This window comes from [Borrelia] finlandensis (assembly GCF_030438365.2).
Classification (GTDB): Bacteria; Spirochaetota; Spirochaetia; order Borreliales; family Borreliaceae; genus Borreliella; species Borreliella finlandensis.
Genome location: NZ_CP179480.1, coordinates 24,779 through 49,758 on the forward strand (window position 1 = coordinate 24,779; position 24,980 = coordinate 49,758).

Annotated in this window: 22 protein-coding genes and 3 pseudogenes; 3 read left to right on the top strand and 22 right to left on the bottom strand. The window is 34.4% G+C overall.

All coding sequences use genetic code 11. The annotated features are described in order from the left end of the window. Positions 1–633: 633 nt before the first annotated feature. A complete protein-coding gene (locus QIA19_RS05080; protein ID WP_418905174.1) occupies positions 634–1,641 on the top strand; it encodes a plasmid maintenance protein in 1,008 nt (335 codons plus the stop codon). Next, positions 1,589–2,179 carry a DUF226 domain-containing protein gene (locus QIA19_RS05085; protein WP_418905175.1) on the top strand — a complete coding sequence of 197 codons (591 nt, stop codon included), beginning with the start codon at positions 1,589–1,591 and terminating at the stop codon, positions 2,177–2,179. The genes QIA19_RS05080 and QIA19_RS05085 overlap by 53 nt, the downstream gene beginning before the upstream one ends. A gap of 838 nt (positions 2,180–3,017) precedes the next feature. Here QIA19_RS05085 and QIA19_RS05090 read toward each other — a convergent pair. The 22 genes and pseudogenes from QIA19_RS05090 to QIA19_RS05195 all read right to left on the bottom strand — a co-directional run bounded on the left by QIA19_RS05090 (position 3,018) and on the right by QIA19_RS05195 (position 23,472). Beyond that, positions 3,018–3,248, bottom strand: a complete 231-nt coding sequence (locus QIA19_RS05090; RefSeq protein ID WP_418905176.1) for a plasmid partition family protein — start codon at positions 3,246–3,248, stop codon at positions 3,018–3,020. Positions 3,249–3,358: 110 nt separating this feature from the next. Then, positions 3,359–3,475 (bottom strand): annotated as a pseudogene (locus QIA19_RS05770) (plasmid partition family protein); the annotation flags it as partial. A 1,101-nt stretch (positions 3,476–4,576) separates the two neighbouring features. Continuing rightward, a pseudogene (locus QIA19_RS05100) lies at positions 4,577–5,595 on the bottom strand (P12 family lipoprotein). A gap of 1,510 nt (positions 5,596–7,105) precedes the next feature. After that, complete coding sequence (locus QIA19_RS05105; protein ID WP_418905177.1) at positions 7,106–7,801, bottom strand: SIMPL domain-containing protein; 696 nt, start codon at positions 7,799–7,801, stop codon at positions 7,106–7,108. Between the two features lie 580 nt (positions 7,802–8,381). Continuing rightward, on the bottom strand, positions 8,382–9,185 hold the full coding sequence (locus QIA19_RS05110) for a tetratricopeptide repeat protein (RefSeq protein ID WP_418905178.1): 804 nt from the start codon (positions 9,183–9,185) through the stop codon (positions 8,382–8,384). 238 nt (positions 9,186–9,423) lie between these two features. Continuing rightward, positions 9,424–9,684, bottom strand: a complete 261-nt coding sequence (locus QIA19_RS05115; RefSeq protein WP_418905179.1) for a CRASP family complement regulator-acquiring lipoprotein — start codon at positions 9,682–9,684, stop codon at positions 9,424–9,426. 685 nt (positions 9,685–10,369) lie between these two features. Beyond that, positions 10,370–11,063 (bottom strand): annotated as a pseudogene (locus QIA19_RS05120) (ParA family protein); the annotation flags it as partial. Continuing rightward, entirely contained in the window at positions 11,047–11,616 is a 570-nt protein-coding gene (locus QIA19_RS05125; protein ID WP_418905180.1) for a DUF226 domain-containing protein, read from the bottom strand. The gene QIA19_RS05125 and the pseudogene QIA19_RS05120, both read right to left, overlap by 17 nt. Positions 11,617–11,619: 3 nt before the next feature. Further along, the gene (locus tag QIA19_RS05130) at positions 11,620–12,702 is read right to left on the bottom strand and encodes a plasmid maintenance protein (RefSeq protein ID WP_418905181.1); all 1,083 of its coding nucleotides are present in this window, start codon (positions 12,700–12,702) and stop codon (positions 11,620–11,622) included. 185 nt (positions 12,703–12,887) lie between these two features. Beyond that, positions 12,888–13,373 (bottom strand): variable large family protein, encoded by a 486-nt coding sequence (locus QIA19_RS05135; protein WP_418905182.1) that lies wholly within the window; start codon positions 13,371–13,373, stop codon positions 12,888–12,890. Then, positions 13,351–13,833 carry a variable large family protein gene (locus tag QIA19_RS05140; RefSeq protein WP_418905183.1) on the bottom strand — a complete coding sequence of 161 codons (483 nt, stop codon included), beginning with the start codon at positions 13,831–13,833 and terminating at the stop codon, positions 13,351–13,353. Before QIA19_RS05140 ends, QIA19_RS05135 begins: the two co-directional genes overlap by 23 nt. 44 nt (positions 13,834–13,877) lie before the next feature. Beyond that, complete coding sequence (locus tag QIA19_RS05145; RefSeq protein ID WP_418905184.1) at positions 13,878–14,186, bottom strand: hypothetical protein; 309 nt, start codon at positions 14,184–14,186, stop codon at positions 13,878–13,880. Continuing rightward, on the bottom strand, positions 14,179–16,116 hold the full coding sequence (locus QIA19_RS05150; protein ID WP_418905185.1) for a variable large family protein: 1,938 nt from the start codon (positions 16,114–16,116) through the stop codon (positions 14,179–14,181). The genes QIA19_RS05145 and QIA19_RS05150 overlap by 8 nt, the downstream gene beginning before the upstream one ends. A 101-nt stretch (positions 16,117–16,217) precedes the next feature. Beyond that, positions 16,218–16,832, bottom strand: coding sequence for a variable large family protein (locus QIA19_RS05155; protein WP_418905186.1), 615 nt, complete (start codon positions 16,830–16,832; stop codon positions 16,218–16,220). Between the two features lie 22 nt (positions 16,833–16,854). Next, positions 16,855–17,394: a variable large family protein gene (locus QIA19_RS05160; RefSeq protein WP_418905187.1), complete on the bottom strand. Its 540-nt coding sequence runs from the start codon at positions 17,392–17,394 to the stop codon at positions 16,855–16,857. Beyond that, positions 17,363–17,638, bottom strand: coding sequence for a variable large family protein (locus QIA19_RS05165; RefSeq protein WP_418905188.1), 276 nt, complete (start codon positions 17,636–17,638; stop codon positions 17,363–17,365). The genes QIA19_RS05160 and QIA19_RS05165 overlap by 32 nt, the downstream gene beginning before the upstream one ends. Next, positions 17,616–18,197, bottom strand: coding sequence for a variable large family protein (locus QIA19_RS05170; protein ID WP_418905195.1), 582 nt, complete (start codon positions 18,195–18,197; stop codon positions 17,616–17,618). Before QIA19_RS05170 ends, QIA19_RS05165 begins: the two co-directional genes overlap by 23 nt. Then, on the bottom strand, positions 18,143–20,503 hold the full coding sequence (locus tag QIA19_RS05175) for a variable large family protein (RefSeq protein ID WP_418905196.1): 2,361 nt from the start codon (positions 20,501–20,503) through the stop codon (positions 18,143–18,145). The genes QIA19_RS05170 and QIA19_RS05175 overlap by 55 nt, the downstream gene beginning before the upstream one ends. Then, complete coding sequence (locus tag QIA19_RS05180) at positions 20,488–21,102, bottom strand: variable large family protein (protein WP_418905189.1); 615 nt, start codon at positions 21,100–21,102, stop codon at positions 20,488–20,490. Before QIA19_RS05180 ends, QIA19_RS05175 begins: the two co-directional genes overlap by 16 nt. 22 nt (positions 21,103–21,124) lie before the next feature. Next, the gene (locus QIA19_RS05185; RefSeq protein WP_418905190.1) at positions 21,125–21,664 is read right to left on the bottom strand and encodes a variable large family protein; all 540 of its coding nucleotides are present in this window, start codon (positions 21,662–21,664) and stop codon (positions 21,125–21,127) included. After that, positions 21,633–22,994, bottom strand: coding sequence for a variable large family protein (locus QIA19_RS05190; protein WP_418905191.1), 1,362 nt, complete (start codon positions 22,992–22,994; stop codon positions 21,633–21,635). Before QIA19_RS05190 ends, QIA19_RS05185 begins: the two co-directional genes overlap by 32 nt. Further along, positions 22,972–23,472 carry a variable large family protein gene (locus tag QIA19_RS05195; protein WP_418905192.1) on the bottom strand — a complete coding sequence of 167 codons (501 nt, stop codon included), beginning with the start codon at positions 23,470–23,472 and terminating at the stop codon, positions 22,972–22,974. Before QIA19_RS05195 ends, QIA19_RS05190 begins: the two co-directional genes overlap by 23 nt. 420 nt (positions 23,473–23,892) lie before the next feature. Between QIA19_RS05195 and QIA19_RS05200 the strand changes: the two genes are divergently transcribed. Further along, positions 23,893–24,980, top strand: a 1,088-nt coding sequence (locus tag QIA19_RS05200; RefSeq protein WP_418905193.1) for a variable large family protein, incomplete at its 3' end; no start/stop codon positions are given.

Consider the following 24,980-nt stretch of genomic DNA (forward strand, 5'->3'; position numbering starts at 1 on the left):
TCCCGCTTCTGTTCTAATCCTGTCAAATAAGATAATTAATTCTTTGAATTTCCAAAAGGGACCCAAACTTAGAAAAAGCTTATCAAAAATCATTACCGCCTTCAAGTGACGGCATTTGGTTTTGCGATAATTAGCAATAAAAACAAATTAATGAGAAAAAATAGATACATTTAAAATTTAAATCTTATGTAAACCATAAAATAAAATTTAATAAATAGTATTATCTATGAATAATTAAGAAAATAGTGTAGCACAATAAACAACTTCTATTTTAATAGACCCTTGCCCCACTTATTTGGCTTTGCAATACATAGCTCTTAAATTATATCAATAACTTACTATTTGCATCAATTAAAATTAAAAGAAATACTATTTTTTCTAAAAAATAGCTAAAAACCCAATATTTGATATAATCACTCAAACTACTTAGATAACCTATGCTTTACAAAAGCTTTCAATGTTAATGATGTATCCAAATTACAGAATAGCTTGGATTATTATTTAAATAGCTACCAATAATTATAAACCATTAAAATATATCCATGTTTCACAAAAATATTAAAATAGGTATTGACATTTTAAAATATTTTAAACACAATAGTGCTTATCAATGCAAATAAATAGGAGACCAAAATGGCATTAAATTTGCTTAAACAAAAGCATAAAACCGACACTAATAAACTGCTGCTTTCAAAAGATTCTCGGCTTAAAAAAATTGTTTCAGTAATTAATTACTTAAATGAAAGTTTTCAAGAAAAATATGATGTTTCAATATATAAAATTGATTTTGATTTTGAAAAGCTAAAAGAACTTCATCCTCATCATCAAAGAGACATTCTTAGAGTTCTAAACTCAAATATAAATAAAGAAGGATATAAACCAACTGTAATAAGAACTTTAAGAGAAGATTTAAGATTTTTAATTAGAATAAAAGCAATTGAAAAGAAAATGCTAACATTCTCAAATAACATAAGAAAGTTTAAAGGAAAATTATGTATATATAAGGTATACCCTATTGCATATAAGTTAATCGATGATTATTTTAGTAGCACCAAGGCAGACCTCTATAGGAAAATAAAAAAAGAAAAAGACAATCTTAACACCGAAAATGTCACTAAAAATGTCACTGTATATATAAATAATAATAACAATACATATAATAAGAATTCTATCAAATCATTCTTTTTCAAAAAAAAAATTCAAAAGAAAAATATTCTAGAAAAAACATTAAAATTATCCAAAGAAATAGCCGAAGAGATAAAAAGATCAGTAAAAGATTCTAAAAATCCAGAAAAAACTTATAAAAATACACTTTTTAATTACAAAGATTTTTTTAATTATTTATCATTTGATTATGAAAAAGAAGATATTTTATCTTTCTTTTTAAGCAAGCTTAAAAGATATAAAAACAAAATCCATTTTATGAGGAAATATGCTCCATATAAAACAGATTTTTACTTACTTGCAGGAGAATTTAAAGATATTTATACTACTAAATGGAAAGTAAATAAAATAACTAATTTTAGTGGGCATGCAAAATATGTAGCGAATAATATTTTAAATGAAATTTTAAAGAAGGAGCAAAAGGTTGAGCAAATTACTAGAAAAACTAAGAGAAAGAAAAAAAGAATTAACAAATAGAAAAAAACTAAAGTATGATGAAAATATAAATAAAGAATCAAAAGAAAAAACCTCTTTTTCTAAAATTGAAGAAATAAATAATAAAAAAATATATTATACAAAAATCTTTAAACATTTGATAAAATTTAAAATTACCAATAAAAACAATAAATTAAGTTTAACTTTTCAAAAACTTGATAATAAAAAAAAATATTATTTATTTAACCTCTTTCCCTTAAAAGAAAATAATAAATTTTTAGGAATAAAATATGGATGGGATAAATTAGAAAAGCCCTTTTTTTTAAGAAAAGATAATAAATATTGTGTGATAGAAAAACTTTATTACTTGGAATTTGCCTTTAGTAAAGGCTCTATTAAATGTTATATTGAGGCTCTTAGAACATTATTAAGAAAAAAAGACAAAGAAAATACTAAATATTATAGTTTTAATTTAGAACATATAAAAAAAATGGAAACTACAGTATATAAATTTTATAATAAAAAATTAAAAGATAAAGGGGTAATATATAAATGGATAGAAAAAAACCAAATATCATAACAATAGCAAATCTTAAAGGAGACATGGGCAAAAGTAAACCATTTATACTCTTTTCTTATGTATTAAAGATTTGGTAAAAAACATTACCTATCGATATGGGCTCACAAAACGACCCAACTTCATATTTTAAAAAATATGTTTTTAATTTTGATGAAAACAATATTTATAATTTATGAATAGATAATGTTTATTTTGATCAATGTGTAAACAAAATTAATGACTATATTCCTATAATATATCACACCCTACTGTCAATAGAAAGTTCAGAAATATTAATACAAAAAATTATAGACAAAAGTTATAATATTTCAATTTGTTGTAAATCAATTTATTAAAAATAGGGATCTACTTAAAGAGATTAAAGATGGCTTATATATACAGTATAGTAATTATAAGGTATAATTTGTTATTATTAAGAATAAAAGTTTTTAAAATTAATCGTTTAGAACCGGATTTGAACAGTAAATATTATAAAGAATCAAAAAATGCATTAACAAATATCTCAAATTTATAACACTTTTTATTAAATTCCGGATTTTTTAGAACCTTAAATTAATTATTTTTTATTGTTTAAGATTAAAAACTTTTATAATTCATTAATCTTGATATTTTGGTCTGACATTTCTAAATCAGGTATATTAAATATAAGTTTCTTTCACTTTAAATTATTTTTTATAAAATCCACCCAATAATTTTTTAATTTTATTAATAGTATTTTAGATTTAAATTGTATATAGCAAAAAGGCCCTATATGGGCTATTCCGTTTGCAGCAAATAAATAGGTGTTGGAGATTAAATTCCTAACCTGATTGAATCATATCATAATATATATTTTAAATCAATGGCTTTGTTTTTCTATGTCTTTTATTTTTTTATGCTCAATTATTAGTTCAAATAAAATCTCCTTTTTGTATTTATAAATTTTTTCAATAATAAAATACAATCTTTTAAAATCTTGTTTACAAAAATTATATAATTCTCTATCCTTTACTAAAATTTTAATAAAAATGCTTTCATTGTTATGCTTAGTTTCATAAGATATCTTCGCTTCAAGAATATTTATGTTCATATCTCTTAATATGCCTTAAATCCCACCTCCGTAATTTTATCAAGGAATATTGTACCCTCTAAAACTTTTTGATAAACTTTTAAATATCTATAAGTTTGACTTTTTACAACTTAAAAAGATTTTATAAAATCCTTAAAATTAACATAACCAGCATATTTATATGATTCTCTTTGTCTTACTTTATACAATATTTTCATTCTTTGAATTTTATTGTTAATATCATCTTTTGGGCAACATTTGAATTGTTCTTTTAGATTTTTATAATTTGCTAGTTCTTTGTTTTGATCATCTTTTAAATTTGTTTATTAGTATAATTCCTAAAACGATTGATAAATAGCTCTTCCTTGTCTTTTTTTTGGCTTTTATTTCCATTTTGAATTCCCCATTTCACCCCCCAGGGGGGGGGGTATTTTAACTAATTGAAAATTAAGGCTATAAGCTATTTTTAAGTCCAGGAACTTATATTTAAATCAAAAAGGGGGCGCCTTGCCTTATGAAAAATCTTGCAAAAACTATGAAAAATAAAGGAGTCTGTTCTGTTTAAGAGCTTGAAATTTATTTATGTAAAAAACTGATTGATAGAATGAATGTGTAAAATCAAAAAAACTAAAAACATATTAACTTAGAGATATACTAGCCGGTATAAATTCAATGCTAGTGAAATATGATAATCAGCCAGTCACAAAAAGAACAATTTAAAAAGACATTAAAAAACTCATACAAATAAATTTGATTGTTTCTTTTTCTAAAAGCTTAGGAAAGACAATGGAAGTTTTTCATTTTACAAAATGAATATCAATATTTGGAAAAATAGAATATGATAATAAGAAAATTAATTGAAAACGAAACTAAAGAATACATATAAGATAAAATAATAGTTTTACAGGTGGTTTATCTATTTTAGGATTAATTGCTGAAGTTAAGTTTTTATCTATACACTTATAAATACTTTCATATTTATCCTTAAACTCGTCCAATAAATCTAAAAAATCGTTTTCCTTAAAATTAGGGCCCATAAACCATATTTTATATTTGAATTTAGCTAGATGGAATTTCAAAATATCTTTTATATCTAAAATAATAAGAAAAAATAGGGGAGTATAGTTTGTATTATTCAATGCTAATTACGATCTAAGAGTTAGTTTTAATTTTAAAAATGATAGTTTCTTGAAAAATTCTTTTATAAAGATACTATATATATATATATAGTCGTTTTTAAGTTATATATATTGAACACATTTTTAATAAAAAAGATTTTTTAACTATCAAGCTTTTCGTTATTTAAATAAAATTATAAAAAAGCCTTCCTTTAACAGAAGACTTTAATTTTAAGTATTAGTCTTAAAAATATATCTTTTTATTTGCTCATCTCTTAAAAAATCATAAATCTATCATCACTAGAACAGATTTTGCTCTTTGAAGAATCTAGAAAAGATTTTGCTTCTTGAAGAAGTTGTTTTACATCTTCCTTTATTCTCATTGCTTCAAGTATCTTAAAAGAAGAAGTGCTTAATTGGTCTAAAGCATTATCTACGTCATTTTTTACCTGTATTGCCAAATTACTATATGTTCTTCTTAACCCGGATGACCAATTTTTACGTTTGTTTTTTAATCTCTCAGTAATAGCATCTTTTAAAGTTTCTTTGGCTTTCTCAAAAAAGTATTTTGCAGATGCTCTTTCACTAAGTCCACTATTTAATTGAGTATGAAGCTTTTCAATATCGCCTCTTTTTTCTAATAATTGATTGAACAACCTAACTAGATCCTGTTTTTCTATCTTATTCTGAATTTCTTTCTTCTTATATTCTTTCTCTTTAGTGGTCTTTGTTTTTCTTATATAGTGACTGTTTATTCTTCCTGCAACATTCACCTCTGCTTGTATTAAATCTGCAAGTTCTAAGATTTCTTTATAAATATTATTAAAACTGGATTCTAATTGTGCAGATTCATTTTTAAGTTTATTTTCGTCGTCAACTAATTTAGCAAATTCAAGACTCCCATTGCTAATTGCCTTCTCTGCCTTCTTTTCTTCATCAGTATTGGGAACCAACTCTTCTTCTTTTATCTCTATTTTTTCTTGAAGATAATATGGAAAATTCCTCTCTACATTAATAGGCGCTACAGACGCAGCCTGCACCATTTGTTTTTCTATTTTTTCTATATGGCTTTCTTTTTCTTCTATACATTTTTCAACAATTTCTCTATTATCTGCTTGAATTTTCTCTAAAAATCCTAAAACTTTCTTGTCTTGCATTTTTTTACGAGTTAATTCATTAGGGTCACTTGTATTACATGATAATAAACTTATTAGCATTATCATGTATATTGATAAAATTTTCTTTTTCATATTTTCTCTCCTACTAGAATCTTTATAAATTCCTAGCTGTTTAATGCAAATATATTTCTATTCCTATAAAATACAATTTTTTTCCATATCGTTAATTTTTTGTTTTGATTTTTTATAATTTTGACTATGTGACTTATAAAGTTTTTTATAAGCTGCTAATAATTTTTAATAAATCATTTATTTTTATTGTGTATATAGAATAAAAATAACTACCACCATCGCTAGTAGTAGACATCAGAATGAAGGGTATGTGCAAACGTATAATTCTTTAAAACTATTTATAGAAACAAAACTGTCTTGTTGTTTAATTTGATTTTCTCTAACATTTGTAGCTTTAAAAGCTTCTCCATATTAAATTAGACTTTTAAGTCTATAAACATCCTCTTTAATTTATAAAAGTTTTTTAGCTGCTATGTCCCTTTTTTAAACATTTCACCAAGAATAATGTTTCCGTTGCTTTTTTCCTATTTTAAGGATGATTTTAGCAAAAGATGAGTTAATAAAAAAACAATTGTTTTTTTATTAACTCCAATATTTATGATATTAATCATATCCTTGTTTTCAACTTTTAAGGCTTCAATTTAATTTTAAAATTGAATCTCAAACAGATATTCAATTTTTTTGACATTTCCCTATCCCCCCCAATATACTTGGTTGATTATTTGATTGAGTTTTATTTAAATTAAAAGAATAACAAAATAAGCATATAGTATTTATAGCTTTACCTTTTATTAAATATTGTAAATCTAAGTCTTTGATATAGTTTTAAATTGATTTGTGTTATTTTAGCTATCATATTTTTATTATTAAACAAGTATATTTATAGAACCTATGAAATTGGTTAAAATTGAGCAGACAGCAGCATTGTTTTCCATCTATAAATAGTTTATGTGTAATATTGATAAATAAAGTTATAGAGTATGTGCGTGAAAGTATTTAAAGAGTTTAAGTTGAAAATATCAATATATTTTTAGCTAATTAATTGGCTATGACTTTATTTGTTAGCTTTTAATATCAAAAACAGTGCTAAGCTAGTAATATTTTTAAACCCAAACTATTAGCTATCTGCAAGTTCCTCTTTATCTTTTAATTCTTCTCTTATTTTTTCTTATTTCATTTTCATGCTCACAATATGTTCTAAGAGAAGTTTTTTCACGATCTGCTTTATCTTGCATCTGCTCATCAGCTTACATTATCCCTATTTTGCATCTAAAACATCTATAAATCCTTTAATTGGCTTTAAATTTTGTTCTGAAACTTTTGAATCTTTACTAATTTGATATTCTTACAAGAAATTATCAATTCAAAAACAAAACAAATAATAACATTATTTTATTCATATTCTCGCCTATAATTTAATTGCAAAAACTTATAAATTTAGGTAGAAGTGTATTTTGTGCTATATAAAGAAAGTAAAGGGTTTATAGCTAAGCTTATGAATCGTGTCATAATGGAATTAAACTACAATCTATTTTTACGATCTTATTTAGAAATAATAGTTCCCGCAATATTAATCCAAATAATAAGAAACGGTTGTAACAATCCTTAATATTTTTTTTGGATAACGCTCTTGAGCACCTAAGCTTCTATCAATTGGAAGAAATTCAAAATATCCTTGATTTGCATTTTTAATTTTCCCTAATTTTGAACTTGAATGTTTTGCAAATTCTAAAGCTGCCAATTTTGCATTTTTAATTGAATCTGCCAACATTTCGGGTTTTATATCATTAATATTGTCAAAGTAATATCTTGGTCCTCCGCTGTTGCTAATTAATATGCCTTGATTATAAAGCTCAGCAATATTTTTTTCTGCTGCTTCCATTTTCTCAATATTTTTTGTATGAACAGCTAAAGATATATATGCTCTATACTTATAAAGAGATTCTTTGTAATTCTCTTCATTAAATTCCATAAATCCCATTTTTATATGGTCTTCACTAAATCCATGTTTTAAAAAAAAGCTTTTAATTTTAGACAAGCTTAAATTATTTGCTTTATTAATATCATTAACAGTGTCACCAGTTAAACTATATCTAAACTCCCAACTAGAAGATGTTGATAAAATTTCTCTTTCGCTGAGGCCCTTGACTGTAATATAATTTTCATTTTTAGTACCAATGTTTTTTATTCCGTGGGAAATTATAATTGATGATATAAATAAAAGTAACGAAAATAACAAGAAAGACACTTCTTTTCCTCTAAGCATAGATTAACCTCCTTAAATCAATAATAAATAATACATTGGCATTGTTTCATTTAAATTTATTTTAACATATTGCTTAATATTAATAAATCTGAATACGCTTTAGAAGATCAAAATTTTATAAACCCCATAAATATGACAAATAAAATAATTTTTAATAATCATTTTTCCATTCCATTAACCATCTTACACTTTTTATTCTTAAATTAAAAAATTAAACACAAATACATAAACGAAGAAATTTTGTTATATCTTTATTAAAAATATTTAATTTACATTTTAATAAAACACGCCCCTTTATATTGTTAGCATAGAAAAAATTAATGCAACATTATATGAGCATGTGCTGCCAGGGGATTTATTAATATAAAATTCACATATTCTAAAAAAGCAATACAAATACTGCTTAGCTCATCAAAAGAAACGAAATTATCATAGATCATCTTACATCTTTAAAATATTAAAAAGCCAACTTAAACATAAATAACTCAAAAATAAAATAATTGACTATCTTCTATTCTGAAATAAACAAGCTACTTTTCATCTTTATAGAATCTCTACCCATAAAAAAGAAGTAACTCAATTAAGGCAATTCGCCTAAATTATTTCTTTGAATGACTATTTTATGGAAAAATCCGCCAGGAAATATATTTTTAGCTTCATTTAAATACCTTTTATATTCATCTTCTCTTTTAAGTCGAAAATATCCCTGACTTAGCCATATATTTGTTAAGTATTTTTCTAAATTTCTTTTACTATATTTGAGAGCCTTTTGTAAAAATTCTATTGCTTTCTTAGAACTCCCTCCTGCAATTCTTGGAGAATATAAATACCACCTTGCTAAAGAAATATTGGCAAATATATTCTCATTATCAATTTCTAAGGATTTAATTAGCGAATTTTTAGCTTCATTTGAGACTTTAACTAATTTCATACCTCTTGTATATCTTAAAATAGATAAATTCAAATCGCCTAATACCCTATATGCATCGCTTCTAACTAATTTTTGACAATCTTTAAAGAATTGAGAAGAAATAAAATCTAAAAGATCGCTTTTGGCTCTTAAAAATATAGAATAACTATCAGAAAAATTTTTAACATTTAAACTTTGTGACAAAGACGCAATCTGCAAATTAATAATGGCAGTAATATACTTTCTTCTAATATCCTTAAATGATTCTAATTTTTTATCTAGGATTTTAAATTTATCTACATAATAATTTATATACTCAGATTGATCCTTCAAAACAAGCCTATTGTCAATTTTGCCAGAATAATAATTTTCTAAAATATTATTATATTCCATATTTAAAGCTTCAAAAGAATTCGAATATAAAAAATTAAAATTTAAAATTAGAAAAAAGAAATAACAAAGATAAATTTTCATAACCTTTTACCACCTTGCAATTAAAGGTAATTCAATAAATAAATTTTTCTATATTTGATTTAAAAAAAATAAAATTATTTTAATAATTGCTGATAATTGGACTTACTAGGCTGAATCTTAATATTGTAGTATAAAAGATAAGAAGAAAATTAAAAACTTTTAAAGCAAGAAATTCATATTAATACATAAGCTTAAACGGAATGAATTTATCAAGGAAATATACTAATCTCTTAATTGCTTATTTTAAAATTTTTGCTATTTCAGAAGACAAAGTTTCAGCTTTAAGTATTTCATATTTTAAAAAATACCCATAATTTAAATTAATGTATTCAATAAGTTCTATGGTCTTTCCTAAATCATCTTTAATATTTTTTAAATTAATATTATTTTCACAATAATTAATAATGTAATTTATAGTATTAATCCACTTTTCTTTAAAAATCAACAGCTCTTTAAACTTGCTTAAAATAAGGCTCAAATCCTCTTTATTAAAACTCATAATATTGTCCGGTTTTAATAAAAAGTAACTCTAAATTTTGATTATTCGAATTGTAATGATATTTTATTAAGAATTTTTCCAAAAATTCTTAATAAAATATCATTACAATTCAAAAATGCTTGAACTTTGCTCTATCTATGATTATTTGCTTCTCAATAAACTTGGCAATTTTAATTATTTTACCCATCTATACATCAATTTTTTTTGATTTTAAAAAAAATTAATGTAATTAAGACTTGCATAAAACGCATATAATAACAAAAATTAAATAATCTTATCATTATTAAATGACTTTAATGTTAGAGCTTAATTAAGTTTTTTGTAAAACAAAAAACTTAATTAAGCTCTAACAGCTCACAATGGCGGTCACAAATTAAGGCAAATTTTAAATGAAAAACTTAGCCCTAATTTAAGGCTACAACAATTCAAAAATAAAATCAATAATCATATAATAAATTGCTAATTTTTTTCTTTGAATCCTTTCATAATTTGCTCAATTCAATCTTTTTTATCGAAAAAAAATTTATTTAAAAAAACTCTGTAAACTTATAGTTTTTTTATAAAAAAAGCAACTTTCTTGATCTCTAAGTTGAAGGTTTAAAAAAGTTTTTAAACCTTGATTTGGCTTTTTCCCTGGTGCATTCTCAGAATTCATTAAAAATAGAATCGGTTGTCTGAAACCATTCTCAACTAAATATTCTTGTTTTAAGGCGCCTTCTTTAATTACGCCAGCTATTTTTAAGCATGTATAGTTGGATTTAAAATCAAATTCACTATTAGTTGCAATTTTTTGATTCAACCCTTCTTTCTCTGACACAACACCTAAAAAGTTATTCTTTTTTTCATTATTTTCAATAATTCTTTATGTGTATTAGTTTTCTTAAATCTAGTTGCAATAAAAAAAATTGTAACTAACCTTTCTAAACTTTTAATGAAAAATTCTAGAAGTTCGAAACTTTCAAATGTTCATTTTTCAGCTGTCATTGGTATTACCATATAATGCGCAGCATTTAAAGCACATTTTAATGTTAAATCTAAACTAGGGTTTGTATCAATCAATATATAATCATAATTGATTTTTAATCTTTTTATTTCCATTTGCAATGTTAAGTTGAATAGCTGAAAATTAAATTTAAATTGTTTCCTACATTCAAAATTGTACTATTAATTTCCAAGTTGTTTTTTAAAACCTCACAAGTGTTTTTCTTTCTAAATCTATATTATTTCCCTTTACTTTTTCATGAAAAAAAGCTAGTAGTTAACTCTTGTGTATCCATATCGATTATCAATACTGTGTGTTCTTTTGATAGAAGTACATCAAGAATTATAGCGCTTGTACTTTTCCCGACGGCGCCCTTTATGCTAGCAACGGTGATTATTTTTTTCTTTTTCTATCCATTTGGTTATAAGGCCTCTATTTGATAATTTTTTGTTGTAGAATTCATATATTTCCTTTTCTAAAGTCAAAAGTATTTTAATTAGAGATTTATAATATTTTTTTTTAATCTTATCTTTTCTTAATAAATATGAAATTCCTGAGACATAGCAAAATATGCTTCCTTTTTTGAATTTAAATTGTATATAGTGTATTTTTGAAAACGTAGCTGTTTTTAATTTGTTGTTCTCTTCATATCTCCTTAAAACATTTTGTATAGGTTTTCTGCACCCGTAAAAAATGCCTAAAAATTTATCCTCGTCTTTTAGAGAAAAAAGACTAAATGATTCTGTTTTTTTCCTATCAAACAATTTTCTAAATGAGATAAAAAATCTGTAATTTTGATTTTTCTTTGTTCCAAATGCATGAAAGTCTAAAAGTATTTTGGTGTGGTATATTTTTTTTTCATCTTTTTTTTCAATTTTAACAAAAATGCCTTTTTTTTCTGGTTTGATTTTTGTTTTCTTTTCTTTGAGTTTTTCTAAAAGTTTTTTCATAATTTATTTTTGTCCAATGACTTTTTCGTTAGTTAAAAAATTATTTTTATCTTTGGTTAATTTTATTAGATCATGGCAATATTTATTGTTAAATAAATCAGTATATTTTGGTTTTTTTATTTGATTTAAATAGTTTTTTATTTTTTTTATTAAAATTTCTTTATCAATTTCAGATTTTATTTTTAATTGTTCGAATAATATGTTAAATATATTGTTTTTGATATTTTCTTGTATTGTTTTTATGTTGGATTTATTTATATTTTTCTTTATTTTATTTATTATTTGCTTTAAATCATCATATTTATCGTGATCTAATATAAAATGAGGTTTATTTTCATATTTTGAATATATATTTTGAAAATATGTTTCTAATTTATTTTTGTCTAGTCCTTCTTTTTCTAAAATTCTTTTTGTTTTTTCTAATAATGTACTTAGTTCTTTTCTCTTTGTTTTTTTGTTTTTCTTTTTTGCATGATTTTTGTAAAAGTTTTTTTTAAAGAAATTTTCTACTTTTTTGATTTCTTTTAGTATTTCTATTTTGATATTTTTTTTTATATTGAAATTTATAATCTTTGAGAAAGAATTTGTTATAAATTTGCATTTCTTGGCATAATTTTGTATTTGTAAGTTTTCTATTTTTTTGTTTTTTTCTTTCTCTTTCTCTTTATTATTATTACATTCCCTTAATTTTACATTCCCCTTTTTTGAGTGGGGGTTTTTGAAAAATGTACTTACTCTCAACTTAAATCTAATTTCTTTTTTATATTTAAAAGATTGGTTTATTTTATGATAGCATTTTTGTTTCTGATATTTAAGTTTATAGTAAATTTCGGTTCCGCAGTTAACTCCTAAATGTTTATAATAATTGGTTGTTACTTTAAATTCTTTTTCTAGTCTGTAAAGATAGTTTTGTAATGTTTTTATTTTAATAGGTTTTTGTCCATTTCTTTTTAAATTTTCATTAAAATAATAAAGTATGTTGCTTTGTGAATATTTTTTATGTTTATTGTTTACATAGCAAAGTGTTGATACTAGTACGATTAGTTTATGTTGGTATTTGTTTTTTAATTTTTCTACTTTTTCCATTTCATTTCTCCTTAATTTGTGCATATCTATTATAAATGTTATATTAAAATTAATTTAAAATTAATTTAAAAGCAAATTTAAATTAATTTTAATAAGGAATAATATCTAAGGATAAAAAGTCAATTTGAGAACTATCTTAAGTTAATCTTGTGAATCATTCTCTAGTGGATGTCTATTCTAAAAATCTAAAAAGTTACTAAAGAAAACTTTCCATCCTTAGCCAACCCCCTCAGAACAATAGCAGCAGCAATCTTATCACTCTTTTTCATATCATCATTAACAAAATTGGCACCATTATTATTATCAGTCCCAATAGCAGCTTCAATTGGATTCTTAGCATCACCAGGAGCCTTCCCCTTCGCCTCCTTCGCCTTCTCAGCAGCACCAGCAGCACCAACAATCGCTTTTAGTATCTGCTCTCCACTAACCGCACTAACAGCAGCAGCCGCCTTCCCAATAGCCGCAGCATCAACAGCAACATTACCTGCACTACCCGCGAACAATTTCCCCGCTTCCTCATTATCCTTATCATCAGCAGCATCTTTAACACCCGCTAATACACCACCACCGGGCTTCCCAGCAACAGCTTTCCCAGCAGCATCAACAATCCCCTTTATTCCCTTAGCAATCCCAGTAACACTGCTTTCATCAGCCTTTCCCCTTCTGCCCATCATCATCACCAGCATCACCAATTTTCTCTCCACCACCAGTACTACCTGCTGCAGCTTCCCCAGCAGCTTTAATCATCTCTTCTAGCCACCCGCTAACCTCACCAACAGCACTTTCAACAGCACTCTTCACATTCTCTTTCCCATTAGCATCATCAGCAGCAAACTTTCCACCCTTAGCCAACCCCCTCAGAACAATAGCAGCAGCAATCTTATCACTCTTTTTCATATCATTATCAAAATCGGCACCATTATTATTATTAGTCCCAATAGCAGCCGCAATCGGATTCGTAGCCTCACTAGGAGCCTTCCCCTGCCCCTCCTTCGCCTTCTCAGCAGCACCAGCAGCACCAACAATCGCTTTTAGTATCTGCTCTCCACTAATCGCACTAACAGCAGCAGCCGCCTTCCCAATAGCCTCAGCATCAGCATCAGCAGCATTACCATTACTACCCTCGAACAATTTCCCCGCTTCCTCATTATCCTTATCAGCATCTTTAACATCTGCTAATACACCACCACCGGGCTTCCCAGTAATAGCTTTCCCAGGAGCATCAACAATCCCCCCTTTATTCCCTTAGCAATCCCAGTAACACTGCTTTCATCAGCCTTTCCCCCCTTCTGCCCATCATCATCACCAGTATCACCAATTTTCTCTCCACCACCAGTACTACCTGCTGCAGCAGCTTCCCCAGCAGCTTTAATCATCTCTTCTAGCCACCCGCTAACCTCACCAACAGCACTTTCAACAGCACTCTTCACATTCTCTTTCCCACCATTAGCATCAACAGCAGCAAACTTTCCACCCTTAGCCAACCCCCCTCAGAACAATAGCAGCAGCAATCTTATCACTCTTTTTCATATCATTACCAAAATCGGCACCATTATTATTAGTCCCAATAGCAGCCGCAATCGGATTCGCAGCAGCACCAGGAGCCTTCCCCTGCCCCTTCGCCTTCTCAGCAGCACCAACAATCGCTTTTAGTATCTGCTCTCCACTAACCGCACTAACAGCAGCATCATCATTACCATTACTATCCGCGAACAATTTCCCCGCTTCCTTATTATCCTTATCATCAGCAGCATCTTTAACACCTGCTAATACACCACCGGGCTTCCCAGTAATAGCTTTCCCAGCAGCATCAACAATCCCCTTTATTCCCTTAGCAATCCCAGTAACACTGCTTGCATCAGCCTTTTCCCCCTTCTGCCCATCATCAGCATCACCAATTTTCTCTTCACCACCAGTACTGCCTGCAGCTTCCCCAGCAGCTTTAATCATCTCTTCTAGCCACCCGCTAACCTCACCAACAGCACTTTCAACAGTACTCTTCACATTCTCTTTCCCATTAGCATCATCAGCAGCAAACTTTCCATCCTTAGCCAACCCCCTCAGAACAATAGCAGCAGCAATCTTATCACTCTTTTTCATCTCTTTATCAAAATTGGCACCATCACCATCAGTCCCAATAGCAGCCTCAATCGGATTCGCAGCATCGCTAGGAGCCTGCCCCTCCTTCGCCTTCTCAGCAGCATCAGCAGCATCAACAATCGCTTTTAGTATCTGCTCTCCACTAACCGCACTAACAGCAGCAGCCGCCTTCCCAATAGCAGCAGCATCAGCAGCATTACCATTACTACCCGCGAACAATTTCCCCGCTCCCACATTATTATTATCAGCATCTTTAACACCCGCTAATACATCACCGGGCTTTCCAGTAACAGCTTTCCCAGCAGCATCAACAATCCCCTTTATTCCCTTAGCAATCCCAGTAACACTGCTTGCATCAGCTTCTTTCCCCTTCTTAGCAGCATTAGCATCACCAATTTTCTCTTCACCACCAGTACTGCCTGCAGCAGCCTCAGCAGCTTTAATCATCTCTTCTAGCCACTCGCTAACCTCACCAACAGCACTCTCAACAGTATTCTTCACATTCTCTTTCCCACTATTATTAGCAACAGCAGCAAACTTTCCATCCTTAGCCAACCCCCTCAGAACAATAGCAGCAGCAATCTTATCACTCTTTTTCATCTCACCATTAACAAAATTGGCACCATTACCATCAGTCCCAATAGCAGCCTCAATCGGATTCGCAGCAGCGCCAGGAGCCTTCTCCTTCGCCTCCCCAGCCTTCTCAGCAGCACCAACAATCGCTTTTAGTATCTGCTCTCCACTAACCGCACTAACAGCAGCAGCCGCCTTCCCAATAGCAGCAGCATCAACAGCAACAGCACCATTACCTTTACTACCCGCGAACAATTTCCCCGCTTCCTCATTATTATTATCAGCAGCATCTTTAACACCTGCTAATACACCACCGGGCTTCCCACCAATAGCTTTCCCAGCAGCATCAACAATCCCCTTTATTCCCTTAGCAATCCCAGTAACACTGCTTTCATCAGCTTCTTTCCCCTTCTTATCATCAGCACCAGTATCACCAATTTTCTCTCCACTACCACCAGTACTGCCTGCTGCTGCAGCTTCCCCAGCAGCTTTAATCATCTCTTCTAGCCACTCGCTAACCTCACCAACAGCACTCTCAACAGTATTCTTCACATTCTCTTTCCCACTATTATTAGCAACAGCAGCAAACTTTCCATCCTTAGCCAACCCCCTCAGAACAATAGCAGCAGCAATCTTATCACTCTTTTTCATCTCACCATCAACAAAATCGGCACCACCACCATTATCAGTCCCAATAGCCGCCGCAATCGGATTCACAGCAGCATTACTACCCGCGAACAATTTCCCCGCTTCCTCATTATCCTTAGCAGCATCTTTAACACCTGCTAATACATCACCGGGCTTCCCAGTAATAGCTTTCCCAGCAGCATCAACAATCCCCTTTATTCCCTTAGCAATCCCAGTAACACTGCTTGCATCAGCCTCTTTCCCCCCTTCTTATCACCAGCACCAGTATCACCAATTTTCTCTCCACTACCACCAGTACTACCTGCTGCTGCAGCTGCCTCAGCAGCTTTAATCATCTCTTCTAGCCACCCGCTAACCTCACCAACAGCACTTTCAACAGCACTCTTCACATTCTCTTTCCCACTATTAGCAGCAACAGCAGCAAACTTTCCACCCTTAGCCAACCCCCTCAGAACAATAGCAGCAGCAATCTTATCACTCTTTTTCATCTCATCATTACCAAAATTGGCACCATTACCATCAGTCCCAATAGCCGCAGCATCAGCAGCATCACCAGCACCAGCACTACCCGCGAACAATTTCCCCGCTTCCTTATTATCATCAGCAGCTGTAACATCTGCTAATACATCACCACCGGGCTTCCCAGTAATAGCTTTCCCAGCAGCATCAACAATCCCCTTTATTCCCTTAGCAATCCCAGTAACACTGCTTTCATCAGCTTCTTTCCCCTTCTTAGCAGCATTAGCATCACCAATTTTCTCTCCACCACCAGTACTGCCTGCTGCAGCAGCCTCAGCAGCTTTAATCATCTCTTCTAGCCACCCGCTAACCTCATCGACAGTTCAGAACAATAGCAGCATCAACAATCGCTTTTAGTATCTGCTCTCCACTAACCGCACTAACAGCAGCAGCCGCCTTCCCAATAGCCTCAGCATCAACAGCACCTTCACCTTTACTACCCGCGAACAATTTCCCCGCTTCCTTATTATCATTATCAGCAGCTGTAACACCTGCTAATACACCACCGGGCTTCCCAGTAATAGCTTTCCCAGCAGCATCAACAATCCCCTTTATTCCCTTAGCAATCCCAGTAACACTGCTTGCATCAGCCTTTTTCCCCTTCTGCCCATCAGCACCAGTATCACCAATTTTCTCTCCACCACCAGTACTACCTGCTGCAGCTTCCCCAGCAGCTTTAATCATCTCTTCTAGCCACCCGCTAACCTCACCAACAGCACTCTCAACAGCACTCTTCACATTCTCTTTCCCAACAAAATCGGCACCATTATTATCAGTCCCAATAGCAGCCTCAATCGGATTCGCAGCAGCATCAGCAGCATCAACAATCGCTTTTAGTATCGTGCTCTCCACTAACCGCACTAACAGCAGCAGCCGCCTTCCCAATAGCAGCAGCATCAACAGCAACAGCACCATTACTACCCGCGAACAATTTCCCCGCTTCCTTATTATCCTTATTATCAGCAGCAGCTGTAACACCTGCTAATACACCACCGGGCTTCCCAGTAATAGCTTTCCCAGCAGCATCAACAATCCCCTTTATTCCCTTAGCAATCCCAGTAACACTGCTTTCATCAGCCTTTCCCCTTCTGCCCATCATCATCACCAGCATCACCAATTTTCTCTCCACCACCAGTACTACCTGCTGCAGCTTCCCCAGCAGCTTTAATCATCTCTTCTAGCCACCCGCTAACCTCACCAACAGCACTTTCAACAGCACTCTTCACATTCTCTTTCCCATTAGCATCATCAGCAGCAAACTTTCCACCCTTAGCCAACCCCCTCAGAACAATAGCAGCAGCAATCTTATCACTCTTTTTCATATCATTATCAAAATCGGCACCATTATTATTATTAGTCCCAATAGCAGCCGCAATCGGATTCGTAGCCTCACCAGGAGCCTTCCCCTGCCCCTCCTTCGCCTTCTCAGCAGCACCAGCAGCACCAACAATCGCTTTTAGTATCTGCTCTCCACTAATCGCACTAACAGCAGCAGCCGCCTTCCCAATAGCCTCAGCATCAGCATCAGCAGCATTACCATTACTACCCTCGAACAATTTCCCCGCTTCCTCATTATCCTTATCAGCATCTTTAACATCTGCTAATACACCACCACCGGGCTTCCCAGTAATAGCTTTCCCAGGAGCATCAACAATCCCCCCTTTATTCCCTTAGCAATCCCAGTAACACTGCTTTCATCAGCCTTTCCCCCCTTCTGCCCATCATCATCACCAGTATCACCAATTTTCTCTCCACCACCAGTACTACCTGCTGCAGCAGCTTCCCCAGCAGCTTTAATCATCTCTTCTAGCCACCCGCTAACCTCACCAACAGCACTTTCAACAGCACTCTTCACATTCTCTTTCCCACCATTAGCATCAACAGCAGCAAACTTTCCACCCTTAGCCAACCCCCTCAGAACAATAGCAGCAGCAATCTTATCACTCTTTTTCATATCATTACCAAAATCGGCACCATTACCATTAGTCCCAATAGCAGCCGCAATCGGATTCGCAGCAGCACCAGGAGCCTTCCCCTGCCCCTTCGCCTTCTCAGCAGCACCAACAATCGCTTTTAGTATCTGCTCTCCACTAACCGCACTAACAGCAGCATCATCATTACCATTACTATCCGCGAACAATTTCCCCGCTTCCTTATTATCCTTATCATCAGCAGCATCTTTAACACCTGCTAATACACCACCGGGCTTCCCAGTAATAGCTTTCCCAGCAGCATCAACAATCCCCTTTATTCCCTTAGCAATCCCAGTAACACTGCTTGCATCAGCCTTTTCCCCCTTCTGCCCATCATCAGCATCACCAATTTTCTCTTCACCACCAGTACTGCCTGCAGCTTCCCCAGCAGCTTTAATCATCTCTTCTAGCCACCCGCTAACCTCACCAACAGCACTTTCAACAGTACTCTTCACATTCTCTTTCCCATTAGCATCATCAGCAGCAAACTTTCCATCCTTAGCCAACCCCCTCAGAACAATAGCAGCAGCAATCTTATCACTCTTTTTCATCTCTTTATCAAAATCGGCACCATTATTATTAGTCCCAATAGCAGCCTCAATCGGATTCGCAGCATCGCTAGGAGCCTGCCCCTCCTTCGCCTTCTCAGCAGCATCAGCAGCATCAACAATCGCTTTTAGTATCTGCTCTCCACTAACCGCACTAACAGCAGCAGCCGCCTTCCCAATAGCAGCAGCATCAACAGCAGCAGCACCATTACTACCCGCGAACAATTTCCCCGCTCCCACATTATTATTATCAGCATCTTTAACACCCGCTAATACATCACCGGGCTTCCCAGTAACAGCTTTCCCAGCAGCATCAACAATCCCCTTTATTCCCTTAGCAATCCCAGTAACACTGCTTGCATCAGCTTCTTTCCCCTTCTCATCATCACCAGTATCACCAATTTTCTCTTCACCACCAGTACTGCCTGCAGCAGCCTCAGCAGCTTTAATCATCTCTTCTAGCCACCCGCTAACCTCACCAACAGCACTCTCAACAGCACTCTTCACATTCTCTTTCCCACTATTATTAGCATCAGCAGCAAACTTTCCATCCTTAGCCAACCCCCTCAGAACAATAGCAGCAGCAATCTTATCACTCTTTTTCATCTCACCATTAACAAAATTGGCACCATTACCATCAGTCCCAATAGCAGCCTCAATCGGATTCGCAGCAGCGCCAGGAGCCTGCCCCTCCTTCGCCTTCTCAGCAGCACCAGCAGCACCAACAATCGCTTTTAGTATCTGCTCTCCACTAACCGCACTAACAGCAGCAGCCGCCTTCCCAATAGCAGCAGCATCAACAGCAACAGCACCATTACCTTTACTACCCGCGAACAATTTCCCCGCTTCCTCATTATTATTATCAGCAGCATCTTTAACATCTGCTAATACACCACCGGGCTTCCCACCAATAGCTTTCCCAGCAGCATCAACAATCCCCTTTATTCCCTTAGCAATCCCAGTAACACTGCTTTCATCAGCTTCTTTCCCCTTCTTATCATCAGCACCAGTATCACCAATTTTCTCTCCACTACCACCAGTACTGCCTGCTGCTGCAGCTTCCCCAGCAGCTTTAATCATCTCTTCTAGCCACTCGCTAACCTCACCAACAGCACTCTCAACAGTATTCTTCACATTCTCTTTCCCACTATTATTAGCAACAGCAGCAAACTTTCCATCCTTAGCCAACCCCCTCAGAACAATAGCAGCAGCAATCTTATCACTCTTTTTCATCTCACCATCAACAAAATCGGCACCACCACCATTATCAGTCCCAATAGCCGCCGCAATCGGATTCACAGCAGCATTACTACCCGCGAACAATTTCCCCGCTTCCTCATTATCCTTAGCAGCATCTTTAACACCTGCTAATACATCACCGGGCTTCCCAGTAATAGCTTTCCCAGCAGCATCAACAATCCCCTTTATTCCCTTAGCAATCCCAGTAACACTGCTTGCATCAGCCTCTTTCCCCCCTTCTTATCACCAGCACCAGTATCACCAATTTTCTCTCCACTACCACCAGTACTACCTGCTGCTGCAGCTGCCTCAGCAGCTTTAATCATCTCTTCTAGCCACCCGCTAACCTCACCAACAGCACTCTCAACAGTACTCTTCACATTCTCTTTCCCACTATTAGCAGCAACAGCAGCAAACTTTCCACCCTTAGCCAACCCCCTCAGAACAATAGCAGCAGCAATCTTATCACTCTTTTTCATCTCATCATTACCAAAATTGGCACCATTACCATCAGTCCCAATAGCCGCAGCATCAGCAGCATCACCAGCACCAGCACTACCCGCGAACAATTTCCCCGCTTCCTTATTATCATCAGCAGCTGTAACATCTGCTAATACATCACCACCGGGCTTCCCAGTAATAGCTTTCCCAGCAGCATCAACAATCCCCTTTATTCCCTTAGCAATCCCAGTAACACTGCTTGCATCAGCTTCTTTCCCCTTCTTAGCACCACCAGCATCACCAATTTTCTCTCCACCACCAGTACTACCTGCAGCAGCTTCCCCAGCAGCTTTAATCATCTCTTCTAGCCACCCGCTAACCTCACCGACAGTTCAGAACAATAGCAGCATCAACAATCGCTTTTAGTATCTGCTCTCCACTAACCGCACTAACAGCAGCAGCCGCCTTCCCAATAGCAGCAGCATCAACAGCAGCATTACCTTTACTACCCGCGAACAATTTCCCCGCTTCCTTATTATCCTTAGCAGCAGCTGTAACACCTGCTAATACACCACCGGGCTTCCCAGTAATAGCTTTCCCAGCAGCATCAACAATCCCCTTTATTCCCTTAGCAATCCCAGTAACACTGCTTGCATCAGCCTTTTTCCCCTTCTGCCCATCAGCACCAGTATCACCAATTTTCTCTCCACCACCAGTACTACCTGCTGCAGCTTCCCCAGCAGCTTTAATCATCTCTTCTAGCCACCCGCTAACCTCACCAACAGCACTCTCAACAGCACTCTTCACATTCTCTTTCCCAACAAAATCGGCACCATTATTATCAGTCCCAATAGCAGCCTCAATCGGATTCGCAGCAGCATCAGCAGCATCAACAATCGCTTTTAGTATCGTGCTCTCCACTAACCGCACTAACAGCAGCAGCCGCCTTCCCAATAGCAGCAGCATCAACATTACCAGCACCAGCACTACCCGCGAACAATTTCCCCGCTTCCTCATTATCCTTAGCAGCAGCTTTAACATCTGCTAATACACCACCGGGCTTCCCAGTAATAGCTTTCCCAGCAGCATCAACAATCCCCTTTATTCCCTTAGCAATCCCAGTAACACTGCTTGCATCAGCCTTTTCCCCCTTCTGCCCATCACCACCAGTATCACCAATTTTCTCTCCACCACCAGTACTGCCTGCTGCAGCAATCTTATCACTCTTTTTCATATCATTACCAAAATCGGCACCATTATTATCAGTCCCAATAGCAGCCTCAATCGGATTCGTAGCAGCATTAGGAGCCTTCCCCTGCCCCTTCGCCTCCTTCGCCTTCTCAGCAGCATCAACAATCGCTTTTAGTATCTGCTCTCCACTAACCGCACTAACAGCAGCAGCCGCCTTCCCAATAGCCTCAGCATCAGCATCAACAGCTTTACCTTTACTACCCGCGAACAATTTCCCCGCTTCCTCATTATCATCAGCAGCTGTAACATCTGCTAATACATCACCACCGGGCTTCCCAGTAATAGCTTTCCCAGCAGCATCAACAATCCCCTTTATTCCCTTAGCAATCCCAGTAACACTGCTTGCATCAGCTTCTTTCCCCTTCTTATCATCATTAGTATCACCAATTTTCTCTCCACTACCACCAGTACTGCCTGCTGCAGCTTCCCCAGCAGCTTTAATCATCTCTTCTAGCCACCCGCTAACCTTACCAACAGCACTCTCAACAGCACTCTTCACATTCTCTTTCCCACTATTAGCAGCAACAGCAGCAAACTTTCCATCCTTAGCCAACCCCCTCAGAACAATAGCAGCAGCAATCTTATCACTCTTTTTCATCTCACCATCATCAAAATCGGCACCATTACCATTATCAGTCCCAATAGCAGCCTCAATCGGATTCTTAGCATCGCCAGGAGCCTGCCCCTCCTTCGCCTCCTTCGCCTTCTCAGCAGCACCAGCAGCATCAACAATCGCTTTTAGTATCTGCTCTCCACTAACCGCACTAACAGCAGCAGCCGCCTTCCCAACAGCAGCAGCATCAACAGCAGCACCAGCACCATTACTACCCGCGAACAATTTCCCCGCTTCCTCATTATTATTATCAGCAGCAGCTGTAACACCCGCTAATACACCACCGGGCTTCCCACCAATAGCTTTCCCAGCAGCATCAACAATCCCCTTTATTCCCTTAGCAATCCCAGTAACACTGCTTGCATCAGCCTTTCCCCTTCTGCCCATCAGCACCAGTATCACCAATTTTCTCTCCACTACCACCAGTACTGCCTGCAGCAGCTTCCCCAGCAGCTTTAATCATCTCTTCTAGCCACTCGCTAACCTCACCAACAGCACTCTCAACAGCACTCTTCACATTCTCTTTCCCACCATTAGCACTCTTAGTAGTCTCACTTCCAGTACTGGTCTCGGTTTTTCCGCTAGATAAGCTACCCAATTTTTCTTTTGTACTTTTTAATTTTTCACATATAGAATCAAAGTAAGTTTTTACATCAGATTTTTTTGGATCTGCTTTAGAGAATGCATCTGCAACTAATCCGCTAAAAGCGTTAAATACATCTATAAATCCATTACCTAGTTTTATAATTGATTGGTAAAATATACTTACTGAATCTTTTTTGTCAGTAGCCTCACTACCATTGTTTTTGCAGTTAATAAAAACAAGTAAAGCTACTAAAATCATTGCACTTGAAATTTTTTTCATCTAAAAAATAAATCGATTAGTTTACAATGGGTTTCCTTTTAATGTAAAAAGAGCTTTTTAATTTAATAAAAGTTGAATCCTTTAAAGATTTAACTAATTTTCTATTTTTATGATAAATAAAGCTGTTGCCCGAAAGAATTTATACTTTTTTGTTTGAAATCGCATGTGGTAATTAACTTATTTAAGTTGAGATAATGCGTTTTATAATTTTATTTAGGCTTTAAGAAAAATATTTTATTATTTATGGTTTTGTCTTGGCGATAATAATATTATCAAGCGAATGTTCTAAAAATTTTAATTTCTCTTTTATTCTTTTTTCAAAAAGAATAAAAGAGAAATTAAAATTTTTAGAACATTCGCTTGATAATATTATTATCTTGAGCTAAGATGATATCTTATACTTTTCATTAAGGAGGCAATATGAAAAAAATTTCAAGTGCAATGATTTTAGTAGCTTTACTTGTTTTTATTAACTGCAAAAACAATGGTAGTGAGGCTACTGACAAAAAAGATTCAGTAAGTATATTTTACCAATCAATTATAAAACTAGGTAATGGATTTATAGATGTATTTAACGCTTTTAGCGGATTAGTTGCAGATGCATTCTCTAAAGCAGATCCAAAAAAATCTGATGTAAAAACTTACTTTGATTCTATATGTGAAAAATTAAAAAGTACAAAAGAAAAATTGGGTAGCTTATCTAGCGGAAAAACCGAGACCAGTACTGGAAGTGAGACTACTAAGAGTGCTAATGGTGGGAAAGAGAATGTGAAGAGTGCTGTTGAGAGTGCTGTTGGTGAGGTTAGCGAGTGGCTAGAAGAGATGATTAAAGCTGCTGGGGAAGCTGCAGCAGCAGGCAGTACTGGTGGTGGAGAGAAAATTGGTGATGCTAATGATGATAAGAAGGGGAAAGAAGCTGATGCAAGCAGTGTTACTGGGATTGCTAAGGGAATAAAGGGGATTGTTGATGCTGCTGGGAAAGCTATTACTGGGAAGCCCGGTGGTGTATTAGCAGATGTTACAGCTGCTGCTGATGATAAGGATAATAAGGAAGCGGGGAAATTGTTCGCGGGTAGTAAAGGTGCTGTTGATGCTGATGCTGAGGCTATTGGGAAGGCGGCTGCTGCTGTTAGTGCGGTTAGTGGAGAGCAGATACTAAAAGCGATTGTTGATGCTGCTGAGAAGGCGAAGGAGGCGAAGGGGCAGGCTCCTGGCGCTGCTGCGAATCCGATTGAGGCTGCTATTGGGACTGATAATAATGGTGCCAATTTTGTTAATGGTGAGATGAAAAAGAGTGATAAGATTGCTGCTGCTATTGTTCTGAGGGGGTTGGCTAAGGGTGGAAAGTTTGCTGCTGTTGCTGCTAATAGTGGGAAAGAGAATGTGAAGAGTGCTGTTGAAAGTGCTGTTGGTAAGACTTTCACAGCGTTGACTAACATTGTTAGGAAGGCTGTTGAAGCTGGATTAAAAAAGGTTGCTGATGTTGTTCAAAGCGAGGGAACTAAATC

Bases quoted from the DNA above. Each gene is read 5' to 3' on its own strand.
- QIA19_RS05080 (WP_418905174.1), top strand. From the start codon at position 634: ATGGCATTAAATTTGCTTAAACAAAAGCATAAAACCGACACTAATAAA.
- QIA19_RS05090 (WP_418905176.1), bottom strand. From the start codon at position 3,248: ATGAACATAAATATTCTTGAAGCGAAGATATCTTATGAAACTAAGCAT.
- QIA19_RS05105 (WP_418905177.1), bottom strand. From the start codon at position 7,801: ATGCTTAGAGGAAAAGAAGTGTCTTTCTTGTTATTTTCGTTACTTTTA.
- QIA19_RS05110 (WP_418905178.1), bottom strand. From the start codon at position 9,185: ATGAAAATTTATCTTTGTTATTTCTTTTTTCTAATTTTAAATTTTAAT.
- QIA19_RS05115 (WP_418905179.1), bottom strand. From the start codon at position 9,684: ATGAGTTTTAATAAAGAGGATTTGAGCCTTATTTTAAGCAAGTTTAAA.
- QIA19_RS05125 (WP_418905180.1), bottom strand. From the start codon at position 11,616: ATGAAAAAACTTTTAGAAAAACTCAAAGAAAAGAAAACAAAAATCAAA.
- QIA19_RS05130 (WP_418905181.1), bottom strand. From the start codon at position 12,702: ATGGAAAAAGTAGAAAAATTAAAAAACAAATACCAACATAAACTAATC.
- QIA19_RS05135 (WP_418905182.1), bottom strand. From the start codon at position 13,373: ATGGGCAGAAGGGGAAAGGCTGATGAAAGCAGTGTTACTGGGATTGCT.
- QIA19_RS05155 (WP_418905186.1), bottom strand. From the start codon at position 16,832: ATGATTAAAGCTGCTGAGGCTGCTGCAGCAGGCAGTACTGGTGGTGGA.
- QIA19_RS05165 (WP_418905188.1), bottom strand. From the start codon at position 17,638: ATGGGCAGAAGGGGAAAGGCTGATGAAAGCAGTGTTACTGGGATTGCT.
- QIA19_RS05180 (WP_418905189.1), bottom strand. From the start codon at position 21,102: ATGATTAAAGCTGCTGGGGAAGCTGCTGCAGGTAGTACTGGTGGTGGA.
- QIA19_RS05190 (WP_418905191.1), bottom strand. From the start codon at position 22,994: ATGGGCAGAAGGGGAAAGGCTGATGCAAGCAGTGTTACTGGGATTGCT.
- QIA19_RS05195 (WP_418905192.1), bottom strand. From the start codon at position 23,472: ATGAAAAAAATTTCAAGTGCAATGATTTTAGTAGCTTTACTTGTTTTT.